This is a genomic window from Pseudomonas sp. P9_35, from assembly GCF_034008205.1.
GTDB classification, from domain to species: Bacteria; Pseudomonadota; Gammaproteobacteria; order Pseudomonadales; family Pseudomonadaceae; genus Aquipseudomonas; species Aquipseudomonas kilonensis.
In genome coordinates, this window is the sequence record NZ_CP125373.1 from 3,872,625 (window position 1) to 3,894,727 (window position 22,103).

The 22,103-nt window shown below is 61.8% G+C and carries 22 protein-coding genes; 10 read left to right on the plus strand and 12 right to left on the minus strand.

All coding sequences use genetic code 11. From position 1 onward, the window contains the following. Nucleotides 1–4: 4 nt before the first annotated feature. From QMK47_RS16805 to QMK47_RS16825, 5 genes are read right to left on the minus strand one after another with little or no spacing between them, the layout of a single operon-like run. A complete protein-coding gene (locus QMK47_RS16805; RefSeq protein ID WP_320388804.1) occupies nucleotides 5–835 on the minus strand; it encodes a DUF2797 domain-containing protein in 831 nt (276 codons plus the stop codon). Further along, nucleotides 832–1,092 (minus strand): YeaC family protein, encoded by a 261-nt coding sequence (locus QMK47_RS16810; RefSeq protein ID WP_212800142.1) that lies wholly within the window; start codon nucleotides 1,090–1,092, stop codon nucleotides 832–834. Before QMK47_RS16810 ends, QMK47_RS16805 begins: the two co-directional genes overlap by 4 nt. A 45-nt stretch (nucleotides 1,093–1,137) precedes the next feature. Further along, a complete protein-coding gene (locus QMK47_RS16815; RefSeq protein ID WP_320388806.1) occupies nucleotides 1,138–2,010 on the minus strand; it encodes a rhomboid family intramembrane serine protease in 873 nt (290 codons plus the stop codon). Next, on the minus strand, nucleotides 2,007–2,981 hold the full coding sequence (locus tag QMK47_RS16820) for a metallophosphoesterase (RefSeq protein ID WP_172436021.1): 975 nt from the start codon (nucleotides 2,979–2,981) through the stop codon (nucleotides 2,007–2,009). Before QMK47_RS16820 ends, QMK47_RS16815 begins: the two co-directional genes overlap by 4 nt. Beyond that, the gene (locus QMK47_RS16825; RefSeq protein ID WP_003202709.1) at nucleotides 2,978–3,868 is read right to left on the minus strand and encodes an NAD(+) kinase; all 891 of its coding nucleotides are present in this window, start codon (nucleotides 3,866–3,868) and stop codon (nucleotides 2,978–2,980) included. The genes QMK47_RS16820 and QMK47_RS16825 overlap by 4 nt, the downstream gene beginning before the upstream one ends. A 105-nt stretch (nucleotides 3,869–3,973) precedes the next feature. On the opposite strand from QMK47_RS16825, the gene QMK47_RS16830 reads away from it, so the two are divergent. After that, complete coding sequence (locus QMK47_RS16830) at nucleotides 3,974–4,939, plus strand: DUF1853 family protein (protein ID WP_253475621.1); 966 nt, start codon at nucleotides 3,974–3,976, stop codon at nucleotides 4,937–4,939. Between the two features lie 104 nt (nucleotides 4,940–5,043). Here the strand turns inward: QMK47_RS16830 and QMK47_RS16835 are convergent, their stop codons facing one another. From QMK47_RS16835 to QMK47_RS16845, 3 genes are all read right to left on the minus strand, one after another. Beyond that, complete coding sequence (locus tag QMK47_RS16835) at nucleotides 5,044–6,327, minus strand: arsenic transporter (RefSeq protein ID WP_214512735.1); 1,284 nt, start codon at nucleotides 6,325–6,327, stop codon at nucleotides 5,044–5,046. 37 nt (nucleotides 6,328–6,364) lie between these two features. After that, on the minus strand, nucleotides 6,365–6,715 hold the full coding sequence (locus QMK47_RS16840) for a metalloregulator ArsR/SmtB family transcription factor (RefSeq protein WP_214512736.1): 351 nt from the start codon (nucleotides 6,713–6,715) through the stop codon (nucleotides 6,365–6,367). Between the two features lie 220 nt (nucleotides 6,716–6,935). Continuing rightward, complete coding sequence (locus QMK47_RS16845; protein WP_320388807.1) at nucleotides 6,936–7,493, minus strand: NAD(P)H-dependent oxidoreductase; 558 nt, start codon at nucleotides 7,491–7,493, stop codon at nucleotides 6,936–6,938. A gap of 185 nt (nucleotides 7,494–7,678) precedes the next feature. Here QMK47_RS16845 and QMK47_RS16850 point away from each other — a divergent pair, with 185 nt between their 5' ends. Then, a complete protein-coding gene (locus tag QMK47_RS16850) occupies nucleotides 7,679–7,942 on the plus strand; it encodes a hypothetical protein (RefSeq protein WP_063320740.1) in 264 nt (87 codons plus the stop codon). 86 nt (nucleotides 7,943–8,028) lie between these two features. Continuing rightward, entirely contained in the window at nucleotides 8,029–8,922 is an 894-nt protein-coding gene (locus tag QMK47_RS16855) for a LysR substrate-binding domain-containing protein (RefSeq protein WP_253475630.1), read from the plus strand. Here QMK47_RS16855 and QMK47_RS16860 read toward each other — a convergent pair. The 4 genes from QMK47_RS16860 to QMK47_RS16875 all read right to left on the minus strand — a co-directional run bounded on the left by QMK47_RS16860 (nucleotide 8,888) and on the right by QMK47_RS16875 (nucleotide 12,082). After that, nucleotides 8,888–9,502: a GNAT family N-acetyltransferase gene (locus tag QMK47_RS16860; protein WP_092145943.1), complete on the minus strand. Its 615-nt coding sequence runs from the start codon at nucleotides 9,500–9,502 to the stop codon at nucleotides 8,888–8,890. The two genes, QMK47_RS16855 and QMK47_RS16860, sit on opposite strands and share 35 nt — an antisense overlap. A 277-nt stretch (nucleotides 9,503–9,779) precedes the next feature. Then, nucleotides 9,780–10,541, minus strand: a complete 762-nt coding sequence (dnaQ, locus tag QMK47_RS16865; RefSeq protein ID WP_253475633.1) for a DNA polymerase III subunit epsilon — start codon at nucleotides 10,539–10,541, stop codon at nucleotides 9,780–9,782. A gap of 241 nt (nucleotides 10,542–10,782) precedes the next feature. Next, the gene (gene rnhA, locus QMK47_RS16870; protein WP_003180633.1) at nucleotides 10,783–11,235 is read right to left on the minus strand and encodes a ribonuclease HI; all 453 of its coding nucleotides are present in this window, start codon (nucleotides 11,233–11,235) and stop codon (nucleotides 10,783–10,785) included. Between the two features lie 88 nt (nucleotides 11,236–11,323). After that, on the minus strand, nucleotides 11,324–12,082 hold the full coding sequence (locus QMK47_RS16875) for a class I SAM-dependent methyltransferase (protein ID WP_214512740.1): 759 nt from the start codon (nucleotides 12,080–12,082) through the stop codon (nucleotides 11,324–11,326). A gap of 65 nt (nucleotides 12,083–12,147) precedes the next feature. Between QMK47_RS16875 and gloB the strand changes: the two genes are divergently transcribed. The 7 genes from gloB to QMK47_RS16910 all read left to right on the plus strand — a co-directional run bounded on the left by gloB (nucleotide 12,148) and on the right by QMK47_RS16910 (nucleotide 22,098). Next, on the plus strand, nucleotides 12,148–12,915 hold the full coding sequence (gloB, locus tag QMK47_RS16880; protein ID WP_320388808.1) for a hydroxyacylglutathione hydrolase: 768 nt from the start codon (nucleotides 12,148–12,150) through the stop codon (nucleotides 12,913–12,915). A gap of 99 nt (nucleotides 12,916–13,014) precedes the next feature. Further along, the gene (locus QMK47_RS16885; protein ID WP_214512742.1) at nucleotides 13,015–14,466 is read left to right on the plus strand and encodes a transglycosylase SLT domain-containing protein; all 1,452 of its coding nucleotides are present in this window, start codon (nucleotides 13,015–13,017) and stop codon (nucleotides 14,464–14,466) included. Between the two features lie 238 nt (nucleotides 14,467–14,704). After that, nucleotides 14,705–16,537 carry an extracellular solute-binding protein gene (locus QMK47_RS16890; RefSeq protein ID WP_408980812.1) on the plus strand — a complete coding sequence of 611 codons (1,833 nt, stop codon included), beginning with the start codon at nucleotides 14,705–14,707 and terminating at the stop codon, nucleotides 16,535–16,537. After that, the gene (locus tag QMK47_RS16895; protein WP_253475636.1) at nucleotides 16,534–18,387 is read left to right on the plus strand and encodes an extracellular solute-binding protein; all 1,854 of its coding nucleotides are present in this window, start codon (nucleotides 16,534–16,536) and stop codon (nucleotides 18,385–18,387) included. Before QMK47_RS16890 ends, QMK47_RS16895 begins: the two co-directional genes overlap by 4 nt. A gap of 4 nt (nucleotides 18,388–18,391) precedes the next feature. Beyond that, nucleotides 18,392–19,465 (plus strand): microcin C ABC transporter permease YejB, encoded by a 1,074-nt coding sequence (locus tag QMK47_RS16900; RefSeq protein WP_092198160.1) that lies wholly within the window; start codon nucleotides 18,392–18,394, stop codon nucleotides 19,463–19,465. Between the two features lies 1 nt (nucleotide 19,466). Further along, nucleotides 19,467–20,486 carry an ABC transporter permease gene (locus tag QMK47_RS16905; protein ID WP_046062782.1) on the plus strand — a complete coding sequence of 340 codons (1,020 nt, stop codon included), beginning with the start codon at nucleotides 19,467–19,469 and terminating at the stop codon, nucleotides 20,484–20,486. A 1-nt stretch (nucleotide 20,487) separates the two neighbouring features. Beyond that, nucleotides 20,488–22,098 (plus strand): ABC transporter ATP-binding protein, encoded by a 1,611-nt coding sequence (locus tag QMK47_RS16910; RefSeq protein WP_320388809.1) that lies wholly within the window; start codon nucleotides 20,488–20,490, stop codon nucleotides 22,096–22,098. Nucleotides 22,099–22,103: the final 5 nt, after the last annotated feature.

Consider the following 22,103-nt stretch of genomic DNA (forward strand, 5'->3'; position numbering starts at 1 on the left):
CCTTCTACTGATGCACGGCGAGCTGGTAGGCCGTGTATTTACGAATATTGATCACGCCGGTGTCAAAAATCAGGTACTGGCCCTTGATTCCCAGCAGCGTGCCTTCGGCAATCGGGTTCTTGTCCAGGTTGAAGCTGACGATCTTGGCCGGGTATTGCTCCACCGGATAACGGATCTCGATGGGTCCGACGTCCGCTATGGTCTGGATCGCTTGCAGGCCGAATCGTTCCTGCAAGCCCTGCAATCCCTGGGCGCAGCTTTCGAACAGCGCGTCACGGATCGCCGGCAGGTCCACCGCCACGGCGTCGCCCTTGAGCAAGGCGCGCCAGTTGGTCTTGTCCGCCACCTGGCTGCGGAACAGGTCTTCGACAAACCCCGACTGCTGACGGGTGGCGACCCGCACGATCGGCAGCGCCTGGCTCGCCCCCTGGTCCAGCCAGCGGGTCGGCAATTGCGTGGCGCGGGTGATGCCGACCTTCACGCCCGAGGAATTGGCCAGGTAGACCACATGATCGGTCATGCAGAACTGCTCGCCCCAAGCCGGGTCGCGGCAGGTGCCCGCCTCGTAATGGCAACGCTCGGGGCTCATGATGCACAGGTCGCACTGGGCCAGCTTGGTCATGCACGGGTAGCAATAACCCTGGCTGAAGCTGGTCTTGGTCCGGCGTCCACAGTGGGTGCAGTGGATCGCACCGAGGTACTCCAGGCGCACCGTGCTGCCGATCAACGGGTTGACCGGCACCTCGACTTCGCCCAGGCGAAAGGCGTATTGAACGGTCGGCCCGTCAAGGCGCGCCGACATCTTGCTGATTGCACCGCGGCCAATCTCGATCAATGGATGGCGTCCGACTTGAACAGGATATTCGGCACTTCGGTGGACTTCGAATGGCATTCCTGCGCGCCCATGTAGCCAGTACGCTCGTCTTCGGGCAGGTTCTGGATTTCCCAGGCGATCATCGCCTGCAGCGACAGCTCGCGCTGCTCGGCGGTGAGCTTGTTGCCATCGGCCCATTTACCGATTTCCACCGCCAGTTTCAGGCTCCGGTAGATGTCGGGGGTGATGTTCTGGATCATTTCGTTGAAGGAAGACATGGGTTCTCCGCGCAATTGCGCATTCTCAAAAGGCACAGGTGCCGGTCAAAGGGCCATTTTACGGCGAGCGAACAGCCCACCCAACAACCCCGTGAAGCAGCCGACGAGCAGCCCGCCGACGTGAGCCGCATTGGCGATTTCACCGAAACCGATCAGCGAAACCAGCCCGGACAGGCACAGCAGCAACCACACCAGCATCATCACCAGCACCCCACGGGGCAAGTGATAGGCCGGGTTCGGTGCAAGCAGTTGGTAGATCCAGCAATGGCCCAGCAAGCCGTACAACACCCCCGACAAGCCACCGAACAGCGTCGGGCCGCTGAAAAAGTACTGGGCAAAATTGGAGACGAGGCTGAACAGCAGCGTCAGCCCCAACAAGTTGATGCCACCCTGGCGCGCTTCGATCCGCCGTCCCAGTTCCCAGTACCACATGCCATTCATGGCGATGTGCAGGAAGCCAAAGTGAATCAGCATCGGCGTTACCAGGCGCCACCACTGCCCCGCCGCCAGGCTATCGGCCAACGGTGTGAACTGGATGTAGTCGCCAACGACGCGGAACTCGAGGAAGGTCAGCCAGCGCAGGGTCTCAAGATTCTCCCCCAGCAGGGTGACCGCGCTGACGATCAGGCTCAGCAACAACACCACGGCCGTCACTGGACTGCGCGTCAGTTGCTGGACGAACCCCGCTCGCCGGGAAGTGCCACCCGTGTCTGGCAGTTCCAACTGCTGATCGGGATCGCCGGCGGGAAAACGTGCGTACAACGAACGCACGTCCTCGCTGATTTCATCCGGCACCCAGAGCACCTGCTCGCCCGCCTCTTCGCTGACACGATGGGGTACCTGCATGCGTTGCAGCAGCTTGACGAAACCGCTCAGGTCCACTGCCAGGGGCAGGCGCAAAACCGCGACGACGCTCATTGCACCACCTCCGGCCGCTCGACATCGACCCAGACAAACTTGTGCGGATCCAGGCGGGTTTCCTGGTCGAGGCGATAGGCGACCAACTTGCCGTAGAGCACCGCACTGTAATCCAGGCAGGCCAGGTTCGGGCGAATGGGCGCGGGCTTGCCGCTGCGCCAATAGTGGCCGACGAACAGCAACGGTTCATGGACGCCATAGCGCAGCAGGTTGTTCTTTTCATCCGGCGACAGCGGTGTGCGGGCCACCGGTTCCGGCAACGCGTCGGGCTGGAACACGATGTCGCCGTAGGTCTGCGGGTTGTCTTCCCAGAACTTGGTGCGGAAAAACGAACGGGTCAGGCCATCGCCACCCGTCAGTGTCAGGCCATGGGGCAGGCGCATGTCGGTGCCACGCAGCAAACGATCGAACACTGTGCAGGCAAAGCTGCCCGGTTGCGCCGAGGCCTGGAGGAAATGTTCGTCGACACAACCGTCCGGGAACAGGCCGCGCAGCGGTTCGATCAGGCCCGCATCCCAACAGGCATGCACCACCCGGAACCGGCCGGCGTCGACAAACAGCGGCAGTTCGTAGAACCATTTGAGAAAGTCATGCCAGTCGCCGGGATGCTGCTCGAACTGGGTCAGGGTCTCGTTGAGCAGGCGGGCATGGCGTGGCGTGTGTTCGCGCACGTAGCGCTGGCCGCTGCCCGGCAATGCCGGTGTGCTCCAACCCAGGGCGTTGAACTCGTGGTTGCCCATGATGCACAGCGCCTGGCCGGCCACGACCATGTCATGGACGATGTGCAGCGCCTCGCGAATCCGCGGGCCACGGTCGATGATGTCCCCCAGGAACACAGCCATGCGCGACGGATGCCGCCAGACCCCGCCCTGCTTGTGGTAACCGAGTCGGTCCAGCAGGTGTTCCAGGGTCAGGGCGCATCCGTGCACGTCACCGATCAAATCGTAACTGCGCGCAGGATCGAGCATCAGTCGCCTCCACCCCCCAACCGACTGCCCCAGCCGAGCTTGGTCCGGCAGACTTCGTAGTAATTGTGATCCAGCGGATGGATCAGGCGCAGCTTCTGCGCTTTTTTGCTGACGGTGATGGTGTCACCCGGCGCGCAGGTGAAATGGTTCTGCCCGTCACAGGACACTTGCGGGTAGATCTGCATATCCTTGGACACGACGATTTTCAGCTCACTGTTGCCATCGACCACGATGGGTCGCCCAGACAAGGTATGGGGGTACATGGGCACAATCACAATAGCGTCGAGCTTGGGGTGCATGATCGGGCCGCCGGCCGACAGCGCATAGGCCGTGGAACCGGTGGGAGTGGCGACGATCAGGCCGTCGGCCTTCTGGCTGCAGACGAACTGGCCGTCGATGTACAGCTCGAATTCGATCATGCGCGTGGATTTGCCGGGGTGCAGCACCACGTCATTGAGGGCATCGCCCTGGCCGATGGCTTCGGCGTGACGACGGACCTCGGCTTGCAGCAGGAAGCGGTTTTCCACCAGGTAGTGGCCGTCCAACACCTCGGCGACCTTGGTTTCCAGCTCGTCAGGGCGGATATCGGTGAGGAACCCCAGGCTGCCCCGGTTGATTCCCAGCACCGGGATGTTGTGCCGCGCCAGGGCCCGGGCGGCCCCCAGCAGGCTGCCGTCGCCGCCGACCACGATGACCATGTCGCAGACCTCGCCCAGCATCTTGCGCGACGACGTCTGCAGGCCATGGCCCGGCAAGACTTCGGCGATGGTATCTTCGAGGATCACATGCAGGTGTCGCTCCAGGAGGAAACGTTTGAGACGGCGAACGGTGTCCAACACCTGCGAACTGCCCAGGCGACCGATGATGCCGATATTGCGAAATTGCTCCATGAGGCTCCTGCGAGGGTCTGCGGCGGGCGAAAACCACGATTATGGGCGAAAGCGCTCCATAGACAAAATCCTTTAAGCCTTCGTCGCAGCAGCTATGCTCGCAAAATGATCCTGTTCCCTGAATTGCTGGACTTGCCCCGCCGCCTTCGCCACCCAGAAGTGCGCGACCTCGCGTGGGCGATCATCGCCCCGCCGATGCTCATCGACACGCCCTGGCCCCAGCGCCACCCCTTGGCCGGCAGTGACTGGGTGCAGGCGCCGGATCAGCTGGAGCACTGGCTGCGACAATTGGACCGCGACAGCTACCCGCTGCTGCACTGCCTGTCCCTGGGACGGACGCGACGCCTGGGGCTGTATTACGAAAGGCTGTGGCAGTTTGCCGTGCAGCACGCTCCAGGCATCGAACTGATTGCCGCAAACCTGCCGATCCGCCACGAAGGCCATACCCTGGGCGAACTGGACCTGCTGCTGCGCGATCGTGACGGCATCCATCATCTGGAGTTGGCGATCAAGTTGTACCTCGGCCCGCAACAAGGCACCGGACTGGACGCCGCGCAATGGCTGGGCCCGGGTTGCCATGACCGGCTCGACCGCAAGCTGGCCCATCTGCGCGAACACCAATTGCCGATCTCGGCCCGCCCGGAAAGCCGTGAGGCCCTGGCGGCATTGGGCATTGAGCCGACCGGCCTCGAGGTATTCCGCTCCGAGCTCTGGCTCGGCGGGTACCTGCTCTACCCCTGGCCGGGCCACGCCGACCCGCCGACCGGTGCGCACCCGCGGCATTTGCGGGGCAGTTGGCTGCATCAGCGGGATTGGCCTGCATTCAGCGCCCAGCGCCCACCTGGGCGCTGGCAACCCCTGCCCCGCGCCGCCTGGTTGGCCCCGGCCCATTATCCGGCGGAGCAGACCTGGAGCACTGCGCAACTGGACGCCTGGCGACTGGACCTCGACCCGATGGCGCCGGCGCAACTGATGGTGCGCCTGACTGAAAATGCCGAGGGGGAGTGGGAAGAAGCTGAGCGGCTATTCCTGGTGGCCGATCTTTGGCCGGATGTGCCGGGTAATGGCTGAGCCTTGTGCTGCCTGCCGGGCCTCATCGCGAGCAAGCTCGCTCCCACACATTGGAATGCACTCTCCTGTGGGAGCGAGCTTGCTCGCGAAGGGGCCGCTACGGTTTAGAGTGACAACCGCACCGCCAGCGCCGCCAATGTCACCAGCAACACCGGCACCGTCAGCACGATCCCGACCTTGAAGTAGTACCCCCAGCCGATCTGGATGTTCTTGCGCTCCAGCACATGCAACCACAGCAAAGTCGCCAGGCTGCCGATCGGGGTGATTTTCGGGCCCAGGTCGCTGCCGATGACGTTGGCGTAGATCATCGCCTCCTTCACCACCCCGGTGGCCTGACTGGCATCGATGGACAAGGCGCCGACCAGCACCGTCGGCAAATTGTTCATGGCCGACGAGAGCAACGCCGTCAGCACGCCGGTGCCCATGGCCGCACCCCACACGCCATATTCGGCGAAGCCGTCAAGCCAATGGGCCAGGTAGCCGGTCAACCCGGCATTGCGCAGGCCATAGACCACCAGGTACATGCCGAGGGAGAAGATCACGATCTGCCAGGGCGCTTCCTTCATCGCCTTGCGGGTGGAAATCTTGTGGCCGCGGGCCGCGACGGCCAGCAGCAACGCAGCGCAGACCGCCGAGATCGCGCTGATGGGAATCCCCAGCGGCTCCAGCGCAAAGCAGCCCAGCAGCAGGATCACCAACACTACCCAGCCGGCATAAAACGTTGCCTTGTCGTGGATCGCCGTTGCCGGATCGTCCAGTTGATCGGGGTCGTAGTCACCCGGGATGTCGCGACGAAAGAACCACATCAGTATCGCCAGGCTGGCCGCCACGCTGACCAGGTTCACCGGCACCATGACGGCCGCATAGCGGTTGAAGCCAATGCCGAAGAAGTCCGCCGAGACGATGTTCACCAGGTTCGACACCACCAGCGGCAGGCTCGCGCTGTCGGCAATGAAACCGGCGCCCATCACGAATGCCAGGGTCGCCGCCGGGGAAAACCGCAACGCCAGCAGCATCGAAATCACGATGGGCGTCAGGATCAACGCCGCCCCGTCGTTGGCAAACAGGGCCGACACCAGCGCCCCCAGCAGCACCATGAACGCAAACAGCTTGCGCCCGCTGCCCTTTCCCCAACGGGCCACGTGCAAGGCCGCCCAGGCGAAGAAGCCGGCCTCGTCCAGCAGCAGGCTGATGATGATCAGCGCGACAAACGTACCGGTGGCGTTCCAGATAATCTGCCAGACCAGCGCAATGTCGCCGACCTGCACCACCCCGCTCAACAACGCCAGCAGCGCGCCGAGCGTCGCGCTCCAGCCGACGCCAAGCCCCTTGGGCTGCCAGATCACCAACGTAATGGTCAGCAGGAAAATCAATGACGCGATCAGCATGCGCAACAGCCTTGGAAGGAGGATTGAAAAGAGAAAATCAGCAGCAACGCGCCACCGGACGATCAGCCATGGCACCCAAACGCTCGACATCCGCCATCAGCCACGCCGTATTGGCCGCCAACGCCTGCTCCAGCAAAGTGCTGACCCAGGCCGGCAACTGCGGATGCAGACGGTAGTAAACCCATTGCCCCTGGCGCCGGTCGCTGAGCAGGCCGGCGTTACGCAACTGCGCCAGGTGCCGGGAAATCTTCGGCTGACTCAGGCTCAGGGCGGCGGTGAGCTCACAGACACACAACTCACCTTCACGGGCCACCAACAGCGCAATGCGCGTACGAGTGTCATCGGCCAACGCCTTGAAGACATCGACGGGGTTGTGGGAATCAGACATGGCTAAGGACCGCCTGGAAGTGCGAAGGGGCGAATATATGGAAATTCGAATATCCAGTAAAGCGGGGATTGAATTGCCGCTGTGGATGCGGTCTTAGATGCACTTGTGGCGAGGGAGCTTGCTCCCGCTCGGTTGCGCAGCGACCGCCCCGGGGGCCTGCTTCGCAGTCCAGCGGGAGCAAGCTCCCTCGCCACAGGTGTTTACCTGAAATATGGGAGTATCAAACCTTCTTGTGTTGCTCGACCCACTTGCCATAGGCATTGATGAACGTCTGCAGGAACGGCCGTACCGAGTCCGACAGGTTGCCCGCCTCGTCAAACGCCGTCCCGGCACCGCTCAGGTAGGCTTCCGGCTGCTGCATGCAGGGAACGTCAAGGAATACCAGCGACTGGCGCAAATGATGGTTGGCACCAAAACCACCGATGGCGCCCGGCGAAGCACTGATCACCGCGCCCGGCTTGCCACTCAGGCAACTCTGGCCGTAGGGACGCGAGCCGACGTCGATGGCATTTTTCAGCGGCGCCGGTACCGAGCGGTTGTACTCAGGCGTAACGAACAACAAGGCGTCGGCCGCGCCCACCTGCTGGCGGAAAGTGCTGTAGGCTGGCGGAGGGGAAACATCGATGTCTTCGTTGTAGAGCGGCAACTCGCCGATCTCGACGATGTTCAGTTTGAGATTGGCTGGCGCCAGGTCAGCCAGTGCCAGCGCGACCTTGCGGTTGATCGATGCCTTGCGCAGGCTGCCCACCAAAACGGCCACTGTGTAGACATTACTCATGAGAGGCTTCTCGACTGTCGGCTCAAAGGAGCCTGTAGTTATAGATGATCGGGCTGACAATTGGACCAGTGGAGCGACGAAAACCTGTCGGCTGGACTATTTTTTTCATGTAGGAAAACTTACCGCGCTTGACCAGGGTCTACAGAACCGCAAATCGAGTGATTTATTTCCAGAGGTTCTAAGCAATGGCAGCAGTACTTGTCGGACAATTTCATGCGCGGGACGCCGAAGGTCGCGTCTATTCAGTGCATGAGTTTCAGGAATCGACCCCGTCGCCCGACGGAAACGGCAAGGAGCCTGTCACCACCTATAAGTTGGCTATCGGTGATCGAGTCAACAAACTCGAAGACGGCAAATTTATTCTGGTGCAATCTCAAATCGAATTGACGCGCGAACCGGAAACGCCACTGCAGGCTCAAACACCCACTGAAACGCAAATAGCTTCATAACCGGCAGTTATGAGCAGAAGTCATGCCCGGACTTGGGTTAGGATTCAGCCACTCAATGGCTCACCCGCCGAACATGGACTTCTTGCATGCGTTTACGCCACATCGAAGTGATCCAGGCGCTGCTGCAGACCGGTCACCTCGGCACGGCGGCCGAATGGCTGCAACTGCCGGTGGTGGAGGTCGAGGCAATCCTGCGCGATGCCGAGGCCCAATTGGGCTTCATGCTCTTTGCCAGCGTGCGTGGGCGCCTGCAGGCCACCCGGGAAACCCTTGAACTGCGCGACGGCATCACGCGGCTGTACGACACCCTCGAACCGGTACAGCGCCTGGCCAGCAGCCTGAAACACTATCAGGCGCCACCCTTGCGCATTATCTGCACCCCGCCGCTGGCCCAGCAGTTGTTGCCCCAGAGCATCGCCGCCTTGCGTCGCCGCCATCCGGATGCGCCCTGCACCCTGCTCAGCCAACCGACCCGCGACATCGTCCACAGCCTGCTGTTGCGTGAAAGCGACCTGGGCCTGAGCTTGCACGACCCCGAACACCCCGACATCCATTGCCAGATGATCGCCCAGGGCAAACTGCAATTGCTGGCACCTCACGGCTGGCTGCAACCACGACAGAAATACATTTCGCTCCAGGACCTGGCAGGCCAGCCGTTGGTAGGCCTGGATGGCCATGACCCGCTGAGCCCGGCGTTCGAGCATAAACTGGCGGCGCTGCGGCCGGCGCCGATGATCCAGATCCGCGTCCAGACCCATCAGATGATGCGCGCGATGGTCGAGGCCGGCGAAGGCCTTGCCATCGTCGACCCGTTCACTGCCTCGGGTGCCAAGGGCAGTGGCCTGGACGTCTGCCCGCTATCGCCGGCCATTGCGATTGGTCTCTATGCCCTGAGCCTGAACGGCACGCCGCCCTCGCCCGCCGTCCAATCGCTGCTGGAACGGGTTACGGAACAAGCCGAGGCGTTGCTGAGCCACTGATCGACATGCCCAGCGGATCGTCGAACAGCCGGTACCAGAACAACGCCACTTCGGCGGTATGCCGGTCAATGCCGCGATAGCGCAGGTGATCGATACCGCCGAGCACGTAGCCGCAACGCTCATAGAGCCGACACGCACCCAGATTGTTGTTCTGGGTCTCGAGCATGATGCCCGGCAGTTTTTTCTTGCGGCTCCAGAACTGGGCGACATCGAGCAATGCCTTGGCCACCCCGTGGCGACGGGCCGGGGCATGCACCGCCAACTCGTCGATGTGGGCGTAGCCGTTCCAGTTGGTACTGACCACCAGATGCCCCACGGGCTGGTCGTCGAGATAAGCCATGAAAATCTCGCTGTCCGGGGCATTGCGGAAGCTGCTGAATTCCTCGGGATCGATGCCATAGCACTTGCGATAGGGAACAATGGGCGTCACCGGCCATTGGCTGACGGGCCGACCGATCTGCGCCGTCGCGTAGTCGCTGACTTCGAAGCTGAAGTCACTGCCCCAGATATAAGCGGCAAAGCCGTCATCGACGACGCGCACCGACAACCCGGGGTGTTTGGGATTCATGACCGGTTGCATACTGGGGAAGGTCCTCATTCCTTGAGACAACCAACGGCGTGGTGCCATCCATTGCCCTTGCCTTTCAAATCTTCACACATCAAGCGGGATCCGTAGCCTGCCCGTTACCTCAGGGTAGAAGGTCGTGGCGATTGTGGCGAGAAATGAACGATGGATAACCTTGTGGGAGCGAGCTTGCTCGCGATGACGGCGGCACATTCAGCATTGATGCAGGCTGGACTACCCTCATCGTCGGAACGCCGCCCGGAGCAAGCTGGCTCCCACAGGAAGGGTTTCATCAGTGCGAGGCGGCCTGCGACTCGGCCAACTGCGTCCACAATGCCGGAGCGCCTGCAGACTTGGCGATGGCTTCCAGACGCGCGGCATGTTCGGCCAGGTCGTTTTCGCTGGCGCGGATAATCCGCGAGGGCTGGCGGTCAGCGGGCAAACGCCGGATTTCCGTGGCCTGGTTGCCAGAGCCTTCACCGGTACCGTTGCCGTCCGAGGCGTTACCGGCCAGGGACAGGCTGGTCTGGCCGCCGGTCATGGTCAGGTAGACGTCGGCCAGGATCTCGGAGTCGAGCAAGGCGCCGTGCAGTTCACGACCGGAGTTGTCGACGCCATAGCGCTTGCACAAGGCGTCGAGGCTGTTGCGCTGCCCAGGGTGACGTTCCCGGGCCATCATCAGGGTATCGAGGATGGTGCAATGCTGGGTAATGTCAGCCCGGTCGCGCTGGCCCATCAGGGCGAATTCGTTGTTGATGAACCCGACGTCGAACGCCGCGTTGTGGATGATCAACTGCGCGCCCTGGATGAATTCGAAGAACTCATCGGCCACTTCGGCGAAACGCGGCTTGCCCACCAGGAATTCGTTGGTGATGCCGTGCACGCCGATGGCGCCTTCGTCACTTTCGCGATCCGGTTGAAGGTAAACGTGGAAATGGCGACCGGTCAGGCGCCGGCCGATCAGCTCGACACAACCGATTTCAATAATCCGGTGACCATCGGTCACCGGCATGCCGGTGGTTTCGGTATCCAGTACTACAGATCTGTTGGCCATCAGTGTTCAGCTCTCAGCGGGCAGTCTTGCAAAAGCGCGGATGTTAACACGCCCTTGTCGCAAGGGGATTTACCTGGGACCCAGGCTCTTGGAAGCAAGTGATGAACGAGAGCAAACACTGTGGGAGCAAAGCTTGCTCGCGATGAAGATCATGCGGTCTTTCAGGAAAACCAGGGCGCCTGTATCGCGAGCAAGCTTTGCTCCCACACAAGCGCCCTCGCCACAGGGACGCATCCGAGAATCAAGCCTGCTTGTAGCCCCGCACCTCATCGACCCCACGATTGGCCAACTGGTCGGCCCGTTCGTTGCCGTGGTGGCCGATGTGGCCGCGCACCCATTTCCAGGTGACGTTGTGGCGGTTGACCTGTTCATCCAGCAGCTTCCAGAGGTCGGCGTTTTTTACCGGTTCCTTCGCCGCCGTCTTCCAGCCGCGTTTCTTCCAGTTCGCCATCCACTCGTTGATGCCTTTCATCACGTACTGCGAGTCGGTCACCAACAACACATCGCAGGACCGCTTGAGCTCTTCCAGGCCTCGGATGGCGCCCATCAGCTCCATGCGATTGTTGGTGGTATTGGCTTCGCCGCCCCAAAGTTCCTTCTCCACGCCCTTGCACACCAGCAACGCGCCCCAGCCGCCTGGACCGGGGTTGCCCTTGCAGGCGCCATCAGTGAAGAGTTCTACGCTATCGCTCATGCCAATCTATCCAGAAAAAATGCAAAGGCCCGCCGATCGGGCCCGACAACACCCGCAGCCCAATGCTGGCAAGAACCATCGAAAAAGGTTACGGCTCGATGTGGCGACGATTGACCTTGGCCATTGGCAAGGGAATCAACTTGCCCATCGGCTCGCGTCGCACCTGGCGCACCGGGCGCAGCCCGACCGCGATCTTGCGTGCCACCAACAGGTAGAAACCGCCACCGGACAGCTGCCAGTCACCGGCCTTGCGCTCCCAGCCAGCCAGGCGCGCCTGCCACTTGGGCGACGCAAGCGGCGGACGATAGCACCCGAAGCGGCGTTTCTCCAGCGCAAAGCCCAGCAGGTTCAGCCAGTCGCCGACCCTCGACGCCGAGATGCAGCGGGCCTGGCGCAAGGCGTCGTGGGCAAACACATGACGCAAGCCCCAGGCGCTCCAGGGGTTGATGCCGATGATCAACAGGTGCCCACCGGGGCGCACGCTGCTGGCGGCTTCACGCAACAGACCGTGGGGCGACAGGCAGAAATCCAGGCCGTGCTGCATGACCACCACGTCGGCGGCATGTTCGCTCAATGGCCAAGCCTGCTCCTCGCAGACGATTTCCACCCCGGGCAACGGCGCCCCCAGGCGCACGTTGCGCTGGACTTGCGGCGCCGACGGCGGCGTTTGCGCCGAAGGGCCGTAGTGCACCAGATAGCCGCCGAAGAACCGGCCCAACTCGTCTTCGAGCATGCGCCGTTCTTCTTCCAGCAAAAATTGCCCGACAGGGCCGGACAGCCATTCACGGGCGGCGCTGATCAACGCCAGCCAGTCAGGATCAGCCTGAGCGAACGCTTCATCGGTCATTGCATTCTCCAACGCGTCAGGAAGTTCTAAGATGCGCCTTTGTTTTCCGCTTGGCGAATTCCACGATGATACAGATCAGTGCCCTGCCCGCATTCACCGATAACTACATCTGGTTGTTACAGGACCACGCCACCCAGCGCTGCGCCGTGGTCGACCCAGGTGACGCCGCTCCGGTGCAGGCCTGGCTCGAGGCCCATCCGGGCTGGGTCCTGAGCGACATCCTGATCACCCACCATCACCATGATCATGTCGGCGGCGTCCAGGCGCTGAAGAATGCGACGAACGCCACCGTTTACGGCCCGGCCAGCGAAAACATCCCGGCGCGCGACCAGGCCCTGCATGACAACGACAAGGTCAGCGTGCTCGGCTGGGACTTCGATGTCTACGCCGTGCCCGGCCATACCCTGGGGCACATTGCCTACTACCACCATGGCCTGCTGTTCTGTGGCGACACCCTGTTCGCCGCCGGTTGCGGCCGGCTCTTCGAAGGCACCCCTGCGCAAATGCACCATTCGCTCAGTCGCCTCGCCGCCCTGCCTGAAGATACGCTGGTCTACTGCACCCATGAATATACCCTCGGCAACATGAAGTTCGCGGCCGCCGTGGAGCCCGGCAATCCGGACGTCGCCGCCCGCCTGGAAAAAGTCGGCCGGCAACGCAGCGAAGGCATCATGACGCTGCCCTCGACCCTGGCCCTGGAAAAACTCACCAATCCGTTCCTGCGCACGACTGAAACATCCGTTAAACAAAAAGCAGACGAACGGAACGGCCAGCGAAACCAGACGCCGAGTGAGGTTTTTGCGGCCTTGAGGGCTTGGAAAGATACGTTCTAAGGCAGCTATCGATTGATACAAAAATTCTGAAAGGTTGACCTGTTGGGGTGCGCTTCCTAGAATCGGCCGACATTTTTGCCCGGAACTTACTTCCAGCCAATGTCGTCATCTATACGCAGGTCCGTCCAGTCAGACACATTGACCCGCTTGGCTCAAGCCATCGCGGTGGCTGTGTCCGCCACATTGGCGGGCTGCCAGAGCACGAGCCAGCTGCCGCAGACCGACGCGGCGCACACACCGAATATCGCCGCTCGCGCCAAACAGAAGCCGGTATGGCTCACTGAGAAACCCAGCCCTCAAGTACCCCAGGACGTCTGGGAGCGCATGCGCCAGGGCTTCCAGCTGCAGGAAACGGCCGGCGTCAACCCGCGTATCGAGCAACAGCGCCTGTGGTTCGCCAGCAACCCTTCCGTCATGGAAAGCGCCGGTGAGCGCGGCAGCCTGTACATCCACTACATCGTCGAACGCCTCGAAGAGCGCAACATGCCGCTGGAGCTGGCGTTGCTGCCGGTTATCGAGAGTGCCTACAACCCCATGGCCTATTCCCGGGCCAACGCAGTGGGCCTGTGGCAGTTCATCCCGTCCACGGGGCGTTACTTCAACCTGCGCCAGACCCGCTTCTATGATGGGCGTCGCGACATCACCGCCTCCACCACGGCCGCCCTGGACTACCTGACGCGCCTGCACGACATGTTCAACGGCGACTGGTTGCTGGCGCTGGCGGCCTACAACGCCGGCGAGGGTACGGTCAGCCGCGCCATCGAGCGCAACGAGAAGCTTGGCCTGCCCACCGACTACTGGAACCTGCCGCTGCCCAGCGAGACCCAGGCCTATGTGCCGAAGTTGCTGGCGCTGTCCCAGGTGGTGCTCTCGCCCGATGCCTATGGCGTGAACCTCAACCCGATCGCCAACGAACCCTATTTCCAGGTCGTCGAGATCAACCAGCGCATGGACCTGTCCAAGGTCGCGGCGGTGGCCAACATCGACGAAGACGAGCTGTTCCAGCTCAACCCGGCCTTCAAGCAACGCACCACCATCGACGGCCCCCAGCACCTGCTGGTGCCCACGTCCAAGGCCCAGTTGCTGACCGCCAGCCTGTCGACCATGCGTCCTGAAGAGTTGATCAGCCAGCGCTCGCTCAAGCCGGTTTTTGAATCGGCCGACGACAGCGACGACGTGGAAGGCGCCTCGCGCACCTACCGTGTCAAGCGCGGCGAAAACCTCGCCCAAATCGCCAAGGCCAACAACGTCCAGACCAAAGACCTGCAACGCTGGAACAAACTCAGCGGCAACAAGCTCAAGGTCGGCCAGACCCTGGTGATGCAGGACGCCAAGGCCAGCAAGGCCACTGGCAAGCGCATCAGCACCGTGGTGGCCGCCAACAGCAAGGACCAGAAGAAGCAGACCCAATACAAAGTCAAGCAAGGTGATTCGCTGTACGTCGTCGCCAAGCGCTTCAACGTGGAAATGCAGCACCTCAAGCGCTGGAACCCGCGGATGGGCAAGGCGCTCAAGCCTGGGCAGATGCTGACGGTCTATTCCCCGCACTGAGATGACCGGGGAGCTTTGTGTGGTGAGGGACTCATCTGTGGGAGCAAGGCTTGCCCGCGATGGCCGCACCGCGGTTTAACAGTTGAACCGCGATATCGTTCATCGCGGGCAAGCCTTGCTCCCACAGGTATCCGCTTAGCTGACTGGCACCCCCTCTAAACCCCACCTTTTTCCTGCCGATACAAGCTGTTACTGTACAGGCCATAAAAGCCCAAGCCGCCTGGATCGGATCTCAGACTTGATACGTCCCCTCCTCTTGCTCCTGATCAGCCTGGCCTTGAGCTCTCCCGCCAGCGCAGCCATCAGCGAAAGCCATGGCTATGCGCAGTTCGGCACGCTCAAGTACCCGGCCAGATTCACCCACTTCGACTGGGTCAACCCGCAAGCGCCCAAGGGTGGTGTCTTGCGAGTCATGGCATTCGGCACCTTCGATACGCTCAACCCCTACACGTTCAAGGGCAGCAGCCCGGTTTCCACGCCCAATTTCCTGCAATACGGCATCAATGAGCTGAACGAACCACTGATGGTCGGCACAGGCCAGTACGCACCGTCCGGTGATGAACCGACGTCGAGCTATGGCCTGATCGCCCAGTCGGTGGAATACAGCGAAGACCGCAGCTGGGTGGTGTTCAACCTGCGCCCCGAAGCGCGCTTTCATGATGGCGTGCCTATCACCGCCTATGACGTGGCGTTCTCCTACAGGACGCTGCTCAAGGAAGGCCATCCGCAATACCGCACCAACCTGCAGGAGGTGCTGCGGGTCGACATTCTCAATCCGCTGAGAATCCGCTTTGTCTTCAAGCGCGCGGGCAATCCGCTGCTGATCCTGCGCCTGGGGGAACTGCCGGTGTTGCCCCAGCATTACTGGAAAGACCGCGATTTCAAGGCGACGACCTTCGAACCGCCCCTGGGCAGCGGGCCGTATCGCATCACCAAAGTGCAACCAGGCCGCCAGCTGGTGTTCGAACGGGTCAAGGATTACTGGGGCAAGGACCTGCCGGTCAATCGCGGCAAGTACAACTACGACCGCATGGACGTGGAGTTCTATCGTGACAGCGAAGTTGCCTTCGAAGCCTTCAAGGCTGGCGAGTTCGATATCTACATCGAACACCAGGCCAAGAACTGGGCCAATGGCTATGACTTTCCGGCGATCAAGCGTGGCGACATAATCAAGGCGCAGATTCCCCACCAGATCCCGACCCAGACCCAAGGCCTGTTCATGAACACCCGGCGCGGCACGTTTGCCGAGGTCAAGGTACGTGAAGCCCTGGGGCTGATGTTCGATTTCGAGTGGACCAACCGCACCCTGTTCAGTGGCGCCTACAAGCGCACCCTCAGTTATTACCCCAACAGCGAGTTTTCCGCCACCGGCCTGCCGGTGGGCCATGAATGGCTGCTGCTCAAGCCGTACCGGGAACAATTGCCGCCCAAACTGCTCACCGACCCCTTCAGCTTGCCCAAGACCGACGGTCGCGGCATTCCCCGGGAAACCCTGCGCAAAGCCTTGGGGTTATTGAAGGAAGCCGGTTGGAGCCTCAACGGCCAACGCCTGCTGAACGCCGATAGCCAGCCCCTGAGCTTCGAAATCCTGCTGGTGAACCCGAACCTGGAGCGCATCCTGCAACCCTACGTCGAGAACCTCGCCAGCATCGGCATCCAGGCCCGGCTGCGCACGGTGGACCGTGCCCAGTACAAGCAGCGCCTGGACCAGTTCGACTTCGACATGATCCTGCTGACCTTGAACCAGACCCTCAGCCCGGGCCTCGAGCAATGGCAGTACTTCCACTCCAGCCAGGTCGGGGTCAAGGGCAGCAAGAACTACTCCGGCATCGCCAACCCAGTGGTCGACCATCTGCTGGAAAAGCTGCTCGCCGCCCAGACCCGCGACGAACAGGTCGCCGCCGGCAAGGCCCTGGATCGCGTGCTGCTGTGGCAGCACTACTGCATTCCCAACTGGTATCTCAATTATCATCGCCTGGCGTACCGCAACCGGTTCGCCTTCGTCACCACGCCGCCCTACACCCTGGGCCTGAGCGCATGGTGGCTGAAATCTTCGGAGAAAGATCAATGAAGCCTTTACGCGCCCTGCTCCTGCAGGCCAGCAGCCTGTTATTCGCCGGGCTGGCCTGTGCCGCGCCGCAGCATGCCGTGACCTTGTACAACGAGCCGCCGAAGTACCCGGCCAACTTCAAGCATTTCGACTACGTCAACCCGGACGCGCCCAAAGGCGGAGTCTTCCGCCAAGGCGGTTTTGGGGGCTTCGACAGCCTCAACCCGTTCATCAGCAAGGGCGTGCCGGCCGATGACATCGGCCTGATCTACGACACCCTGGCCAAGCAGGGCCTGGACGAACCGTTCACCGAATATGGCCTGATCGCCGAAAAAATCGAGAAAGCCCCGGACAATGGCTGGGTGCGTTTCTACCTGCGTCCCGAAGCCCGCTTCAACGACGGTCACCCGGTACGCGCAGAGGATGTGGTCTTCAGCTTCCAGACCCTGACCAAGGACGGCGCGCCGATGTTTCGCGGCTATTACAACGACGTCGCCGACGTCATCGCCGAAGACCCGCTCAAGGTTTTGTTCAAATTCAAGCACACCAATAATCGTGAACTGCCGTTGATCCTCGGCCAACTGCCAGTGTTGCCAAAACACTGGTGGGCCGAGCGCGACTTCAGCAAGGGCAACCTGGAGATCCCGCTGGGCAGCGGCCCCTACAAAGTCGCTGAAGTGAAGGCCGGACGTTCGATCCGCTATGAGCGGGTGAAGGACTACTGGGGCAAGGACCTGCCGGTCAATCGCGGCTTCTATAATTTCGACGTACTGGCTACCGACTACTACCGCGACAACACCGTCGCGGTCGAGGCCTTGAAAGCCGGGCAGTTCGATTTCTGGCTGGAAATGACCGCCAAGAACTGGGCCAACGCCTACAACATCCCGGCCGTGACCGAAGGCCGGTTGATCAAGGAACAGATCCCCAACGGCAACCCCACCGGCATGCAAGGCTTTGTCTACAACCTGCGCCGGCCGATCTTCCAGGACGTACGGGTGCGCAAGGCCTTGAGCCTGCTGCTGGACTTCGAGTGGACCAACAAGCAGCTGTTCAACGGTGCCTACGCCCGCACCCGCAGCTATTTCGAGAATTCGGAAATGGCCGCCACCGGCCTGCCCGGCGAAGACGAGTTGAAGATCCTCGAGCCCCTGCGCGGCAAGATTCCCGAACAGGTCTTCACCGACGCCTTCCAGCCGTCGATGTGCGACGGCAGCGGCATGATCCGCGACCAGCAGCGCAAGGCCTACCAATTGCTGCAAGAGGCCGGCTGGCGCATCGTCGACGACAAGATGGTCGACGCACAGGGCAAACCGGTGGTGCTGGAGTTCCTGCTGGCCCAGACCGAGTTCGAGCGGATACTGCTGCCGTTCAAGCGTAACCTGAGCGACCTGGGCATCGAACTGATCATCCGTCGGGTCGACGTCTCCCAATTCGTCAACCGCGTACGCTCCCGGGACTTTGACCTGGTGGTGGGCAGCTTCCCGCAATCCAGCTCACCGGGTAATGAACAGCGCGAGTTCTGGATGTCGGCCGCCGCCGACAAACCCGGTAGCCGCAACACCATGGGCCTCAAGGACCCGGCCGTGGACCAGTTGGTGGAACAGCTGATCAACGCCGATTCGCGCAAGAGCCTGGTGGCCCATGCCCGGGCGCTGGACCGGGTTTTGCAGTGGGGCTACTACGTGATCCCGAACTGGCACATCAAGACCTGGCGCGTGGCCTACTGGAACCACATCGGCCATCCGAAAATCACGCCGACCTATGACATCGGCACCACCACCTGGTGGGTCAAGCCAGAGGTCAAGCCGGCCGATGAAGTAGAGAAGCAGGTCATCGAGCAGCAAATCGCCGCCCCTGCGAGCGTGGAGTAACGAAATGCTGGCTTATATTTTTCGGCGACTGCTGCTGATCATCCCGACCCTGTTCGGCATTCTGCTGATCAACTTCGTCATCATCCAGGCCGCACCCGGCGGGCCGGTGGAACAGATGATCGCCAAGCTCGAGGGTTTCGAGGGCGCCACCAGCCGCATTGCCGGCGGCGGTGCCGAAGTGTCCGTGGCAGGCTCCTCCTACCGCGGCGCGCAGGGCCTGGACCCGGGGCTGGTCAAGGAAATCGAGCGTATGTACGGCTTCGACAAGTCGGCGCCCGAACGCCTGTGGATCATGATCAAGAACTACGCCCACCTGGACTTCGGCGACAGTTTCTTCCGCGACGCCAAGGTTATCGACCTGATCAAGGAAAAGATGCCGGTGTCCATCTCCCTCGGGTTGTGGAGCACGCTGATCATGTACCTGGTGTCGATCCCGCTGGGGATCGCCAAGGCCACGCGGCACGGCAGCCATTTCGACGTCTGGACCAGCTCGGCCATCATCGTCGGCTACGCGATCCCGTCATTCCTGTTCGCCATCCTGCTGATCGTGGTGTTTGCCGGCGGCAGCTATTTCGACTGGTTCCCCTTGCGTGGGCTGACCTCCAACAACTTCGACGAATTGAGCATGGGCGGCAAGATCCTCGATTACTTCTGGCACCTGGCCTTGCCCGTGACCGCCCTGGTGATCGGCAACTTCGCCACCATGACCCTGCTGACCAAGAACAGCTTCCTCGACGAAATCAACAAGCAATACGTGGTCACCGCCAAGGCCAAGGGCCTGACCCGCCATCGGGTGCTCTACGGCCATGTATTCCGCAACGCCATGCTGCTGGTGATCGCCGGTTTCCCTTCGGCATTCATCGGGATTTTCTTTACCGGCTCCCTGCTGGTGGAAGTGATCTTCTCCCTCGACGGCCTGGGCCTGATGAGTTTCGAAGCGGCGATCAACCGCGACTATCCGGTGGTGTTCGGCACCCTGTTCATCTTCACCTTGCTGGGGCTGGTGGTGAAGCTGATCGGCGATTTGACCTACACCTTTGTCGATCCGCGCATCGACTTCGAAAGCCGGGAGCATTGAGATGAACCTGTCCCCTCTCAATCGCCGTCGCTTCGAGTTGTTCAAGGCCAACAAGCGAGGCTGGTGGTCGCTGTGGCTGTTCCTGATCCTGTTCGGGCTGAGCCTGGGCGCCGAGTTGATCGCCAACGACAAGCCGCTGGTGGTGCATTACGACGACGGCTGGTACTTCCCGGCCCTCAAGCGCTACCCGGAAACCACGTTCGGCGGCGAGTTCCCGCTGGAAGCCAACTACAAGAGCCCCTACATCCGCGAACTGCTGGCGGCCAAGGACGCATGGGTGCTGTGGGCACCGATTCCGTTCAGCTACCAGAGCATCAACTACGACCTGAAGGTCCCGGCCCCGGCGCCGCCCTCTTCCGTGAACTGGCTGGGCACTGACGACCAGGGTCGCGATGTCCTGGCCCGGGTCATCTATGGCTTCCGCATCTCGGTACTGTTTGCCCTGACGCTGACCGTGCTCAGCTCGATCATCGGCGTGATCGCCGGCGCCCTGCAGGGCTTCTATGGCGGCTGGGTGGACCTGGCCGGCCAACGCTTCCTGGAAATCTGGTCCGGGTTGCCGGTGCTGTACCTGCTGATCATCCTGGCCAGTTTCGTCCAGCCCAATTTCTGGTGGCTGCTGGGCATCATGTTGCTGTTTTCCTGGATGAGCCTGGTGGATGTGGTCCGTGCCGAATTCCTGCGCGGGCGCAACCTGGAATACGTGCGCGCCGCCCGGGCGCTGGGCATGCAGAACGGCGCGATCATGTTCCGCCATATCCTGCCCAACGCCATGGTCTCGACCATGACGTTCATGCCGTTCATCCTCACCGGCGCCATCGGCACCCTCACCGCCCTGGATTTCCTCGGCTTTGGCCTGCCGCCCGGCGCGCCGTCCCTGGGTGAGCTGGTGGCCCAGGGCAAATCCAACCTCCAGGCGCCGTGGCTGGGCATCAGCGCGTTCGCCGTGCTGGCCCTGATGTTGAGCCTGTTGGTGTTCATCGGCGAGTCCGCTCGCGATGCCTTCGATCCGAGGAAGTGAAATGAACCAGGACAACCTGATCGAAGTGCGTGACCTGGCAGTAGAGTTCATTGTCGGCGAACGCCGCCAGCGCGTGGTGGAGGGGGTCAGCTTCGATATCAAGCGCGGCGAAACCCTGGCCCTGGTGGGTGAAAGCGGCTCGGGCAAATCGGTCACCGCCCATTCGATCCTGCGGTTGCTGCCCTACCCGCTGGCCCATCACCCCACCGGGACCATCCAGTACGCCGGCCAGAATTTGCTGGGTTTGAAGGAAAAAACCATCCGTCATATCCGCGGCAACCGGATCGCGATGATCTTCCAGGAACCGATGACGTCCCTCAACCCGCTGCACTCCATTGAAAAACAGATCAATGAAGTGCTCGGCATCCACAAGGGCCTGAGCGGCAAGGTCGCGACCCGCAGGACCCTTGAGTTGCTGGAGCTGGTCGGCATTCCCGAGCCCCACAAGCGCCTCAAGGCCCTGCCCCACGAGCTGTCCGGCGGCCAGCGCCAGCGGGTGATGATCGCCATGGCCTTGGCCAACGAGCCGGAACTGCTGATCGCCGACGAGCCGACCACCGCGCTGGACGTCACCGTCCAGCTGAAAATCCTCCAATTGCTCAAGGAATTGCAGGCACGATTGGGCATGTCGCTGCTGCTGATCAGCCACGATTTGAACCTGGTGCGAAGAATTGCGCATCGCGTATGTGTCATGCAGCGCGGTTGCATCGTCGAACAGGCATCGTGCGAAGAGTTGTTCCGCGCACCGCAGCATCCGTACACTCGGGAACTGCTGGGCGCTGAACCCAGCGGCACCCCGGCGAGCAACGTCGTCGGCCCGCCGCTGTTGCAGGTCGAGGACCTGAAAGTCTGGTTCCCGATCAAGAAAGGCCTGTTCAAACGCACGGTAGACTACATCAAGGCCGTGGACGGTATCCGCTTCAGCCTGCCCCAGGGCCAGACCCTGGGCATCGTCGGCGAAAGCGGTTCCGGCAAATCCACCCTGGGGCTGGCAATCCTGCGGTTGATCGGCAGCCAGGGCGAGATCCGCTTCGAAGGCAAGCAGCTGGACAGCCTGACGCAGCAACAAGTCCGGCCGCTACGCCGGGAGATGCAAGTGGTGTTTCAGGACCCGTTTGGCAGCCTGAGCCCACGGATGTGTGTGAGCCAGATCGTCGGCGAAGGCCTGCGGATCCACAAGATCGGCACCGAAGCCGAACAGGAACAAGCGATAATCGCGGCATTGAAGGAGGTAGGCCTGGACCCGGAAACCCGGAACCGCTACCCCCATGAATTTTCCGGAGGGCAACGGCAGCGTATCGCCATTGCCCGGGCCCTGGTGCTCAAGCCGGCGTTGATTCTGTTGGATGAACCGACGTCGGCCCTGGACCGTACCGTGCAACGCCAAGTGGTGGAGCTGTTGCGGTCGTTGCAAACCAAGTACAACCTGACGTACCTGTTTATCAGCCATGACCTGGCTGTCGTCAAAGCGCTGAGCCACCAGTTGATGGTGGTCAAGCATGGCCAAGTGGTCGAACAAGGTGATGCCCGCAGCATATTCGCCGCGCCGCAGCACCCCTATACACAGCAGTTGCTGGAGGCCGCCTTCCTGGCCCCAACAACTGCCGAATAACCTGA

Excerpts from the sequence above, each read along its gene's own strand:
- QMK47_RS16895 (WP_253475636.1), top strand. The coding sequence starts at position 16,534 with ATGAAGCCTTTACGCGCCCTGCTCCTGCAGGCCAGCAGCCTGTTATTC.
- QMK47_RS16900 (WP_092198160.1), top strand. The coding sequence starts at position 18,392 with ATGCTGGCTTATATTTTTCGGCGACTGCTGCTGATCATCCCGACCCTG.
- QMK47_RS16835 (WP_214512735.1), bottom strand. The coding sequence starts at position 6,327 with ATGCTGATCGCGTCATTGATTTTCCTGCTGACCATTACGTTGGTGATC.
- QMK47_RS16850 (WP_063320740.1), top strand. The coding sequence starts at position 7,679 with ATGGCAGCAGTACTTGTCGGACAATTTCATGCGCGGGACGCCGAAGGT.
- QMK47_RS16910 (WP_320388809.1), top strand. The coding sequence starts at position 20,488 with ATGAACCAGGACAACCTGATCGAAGTGCGTGACCTGGCAGTAGAGTTC.
- QMK47_RS16815 (WP_320388806.1), bottom strand. The coding sequence starts at position 2,010 with ATGAGCGTCGTCGCGGTTTTGCGCCTGCCCCTGGCAGTGGACCTGAGC.
- QMK47_RS16810 (WP_212800142.1), bottom strand. The coding sequence starts at position 1,092 with ATGTCTTCCTTCAACGAAATGATCCAGAACATCACCCCCGACATCTAC.
- QMK47_RS16845 (WP_320388807.1), bottom strand. The coding sequence starts at position 7,493 with ATGAGTAATGTCTACACAGTGGCCGTTTTGGTGGGCAGCCTGCGCAAG.
- QMK47_RS16860 (WP_092145943.1), bottom strand. The coding sequence starts at position 9,502 with ATGCAACCGGTCATGAATCCCAAACACCCCGGGTTGTCGGTGCGCGTC.
- QMK47_RS16825 (WP_003202709.1), bottom strand. The coding sequence starts at position 3,868 with ATGGAGCAATTTCGCAATATCGGCATCATCGGTCGCCTGGGCAGTTCG.
- rnhA (WP_003180633.1), bottom strand. The coding sequence starts at position 11,235 with ATGAGCGATAGCGTAGAACTCTTCACTGATGGCGCCTGCAAGGGCAAC.
- QMK47_RS16905 (WP_046062782.1), top strand. The coding sequence starts at position 19,467 with ATGAACCTGTCCCCTCTCAATCGCCGTCGCTTCGAGTTGTTCAAGGCC.
- gloB (WP_320388808.1), top strand. The coding sequence starts at position 12,148 with ATGATACAGATCAGTGCCCTGCCCGCATTCACCGATAACTACATCTGG.
- QMK47_RS16855 (WP_253475630.1), top strand. The coding sequence starts at position 8,029 with ATGCGTTTACGCCACATCGAAGTGATCCAGGCGCTGCTGCAGACCGGT.
- QMK47_RS16875 (WP_214512740.1), bottom strand. The coding sequence starts at position 12,082 with ATGACCGATGAAGCGTTCGCTCAGGCTGATCCTGACTGGCTGGCGTTG.
- QMK47_RS16830 (WP_253475621.1), top strand. The coding sequence starts at position 3,974 with ATGATCCTGTTCCCTGAATTGCTGGACTTGCCCCGCCGCCTTCGCCAC.
- QMK47_RS16840 (WP_214512736.1), bottom strand. The coding sequence starts at position 6,715 with ATGTCTGATTCCCACAACCCCGTCGATGTCTTCAAGGCGTTGGCCGAT.
- QMK47_RS16885 (WP_214512742.1), top strand. The coding sequence starts at position 13,015 with ATGTCGTCATCTATACGCAGGTCCGTCCAGTCAGACACATTGACCCGC.
- dnaQ (WP_253475633.1), bottom strand. The coding sequence starts at position 10,541 with ATGGCCAACAGATCTGTAGTACTGGATACCGAAACCACCGGCATGCCG.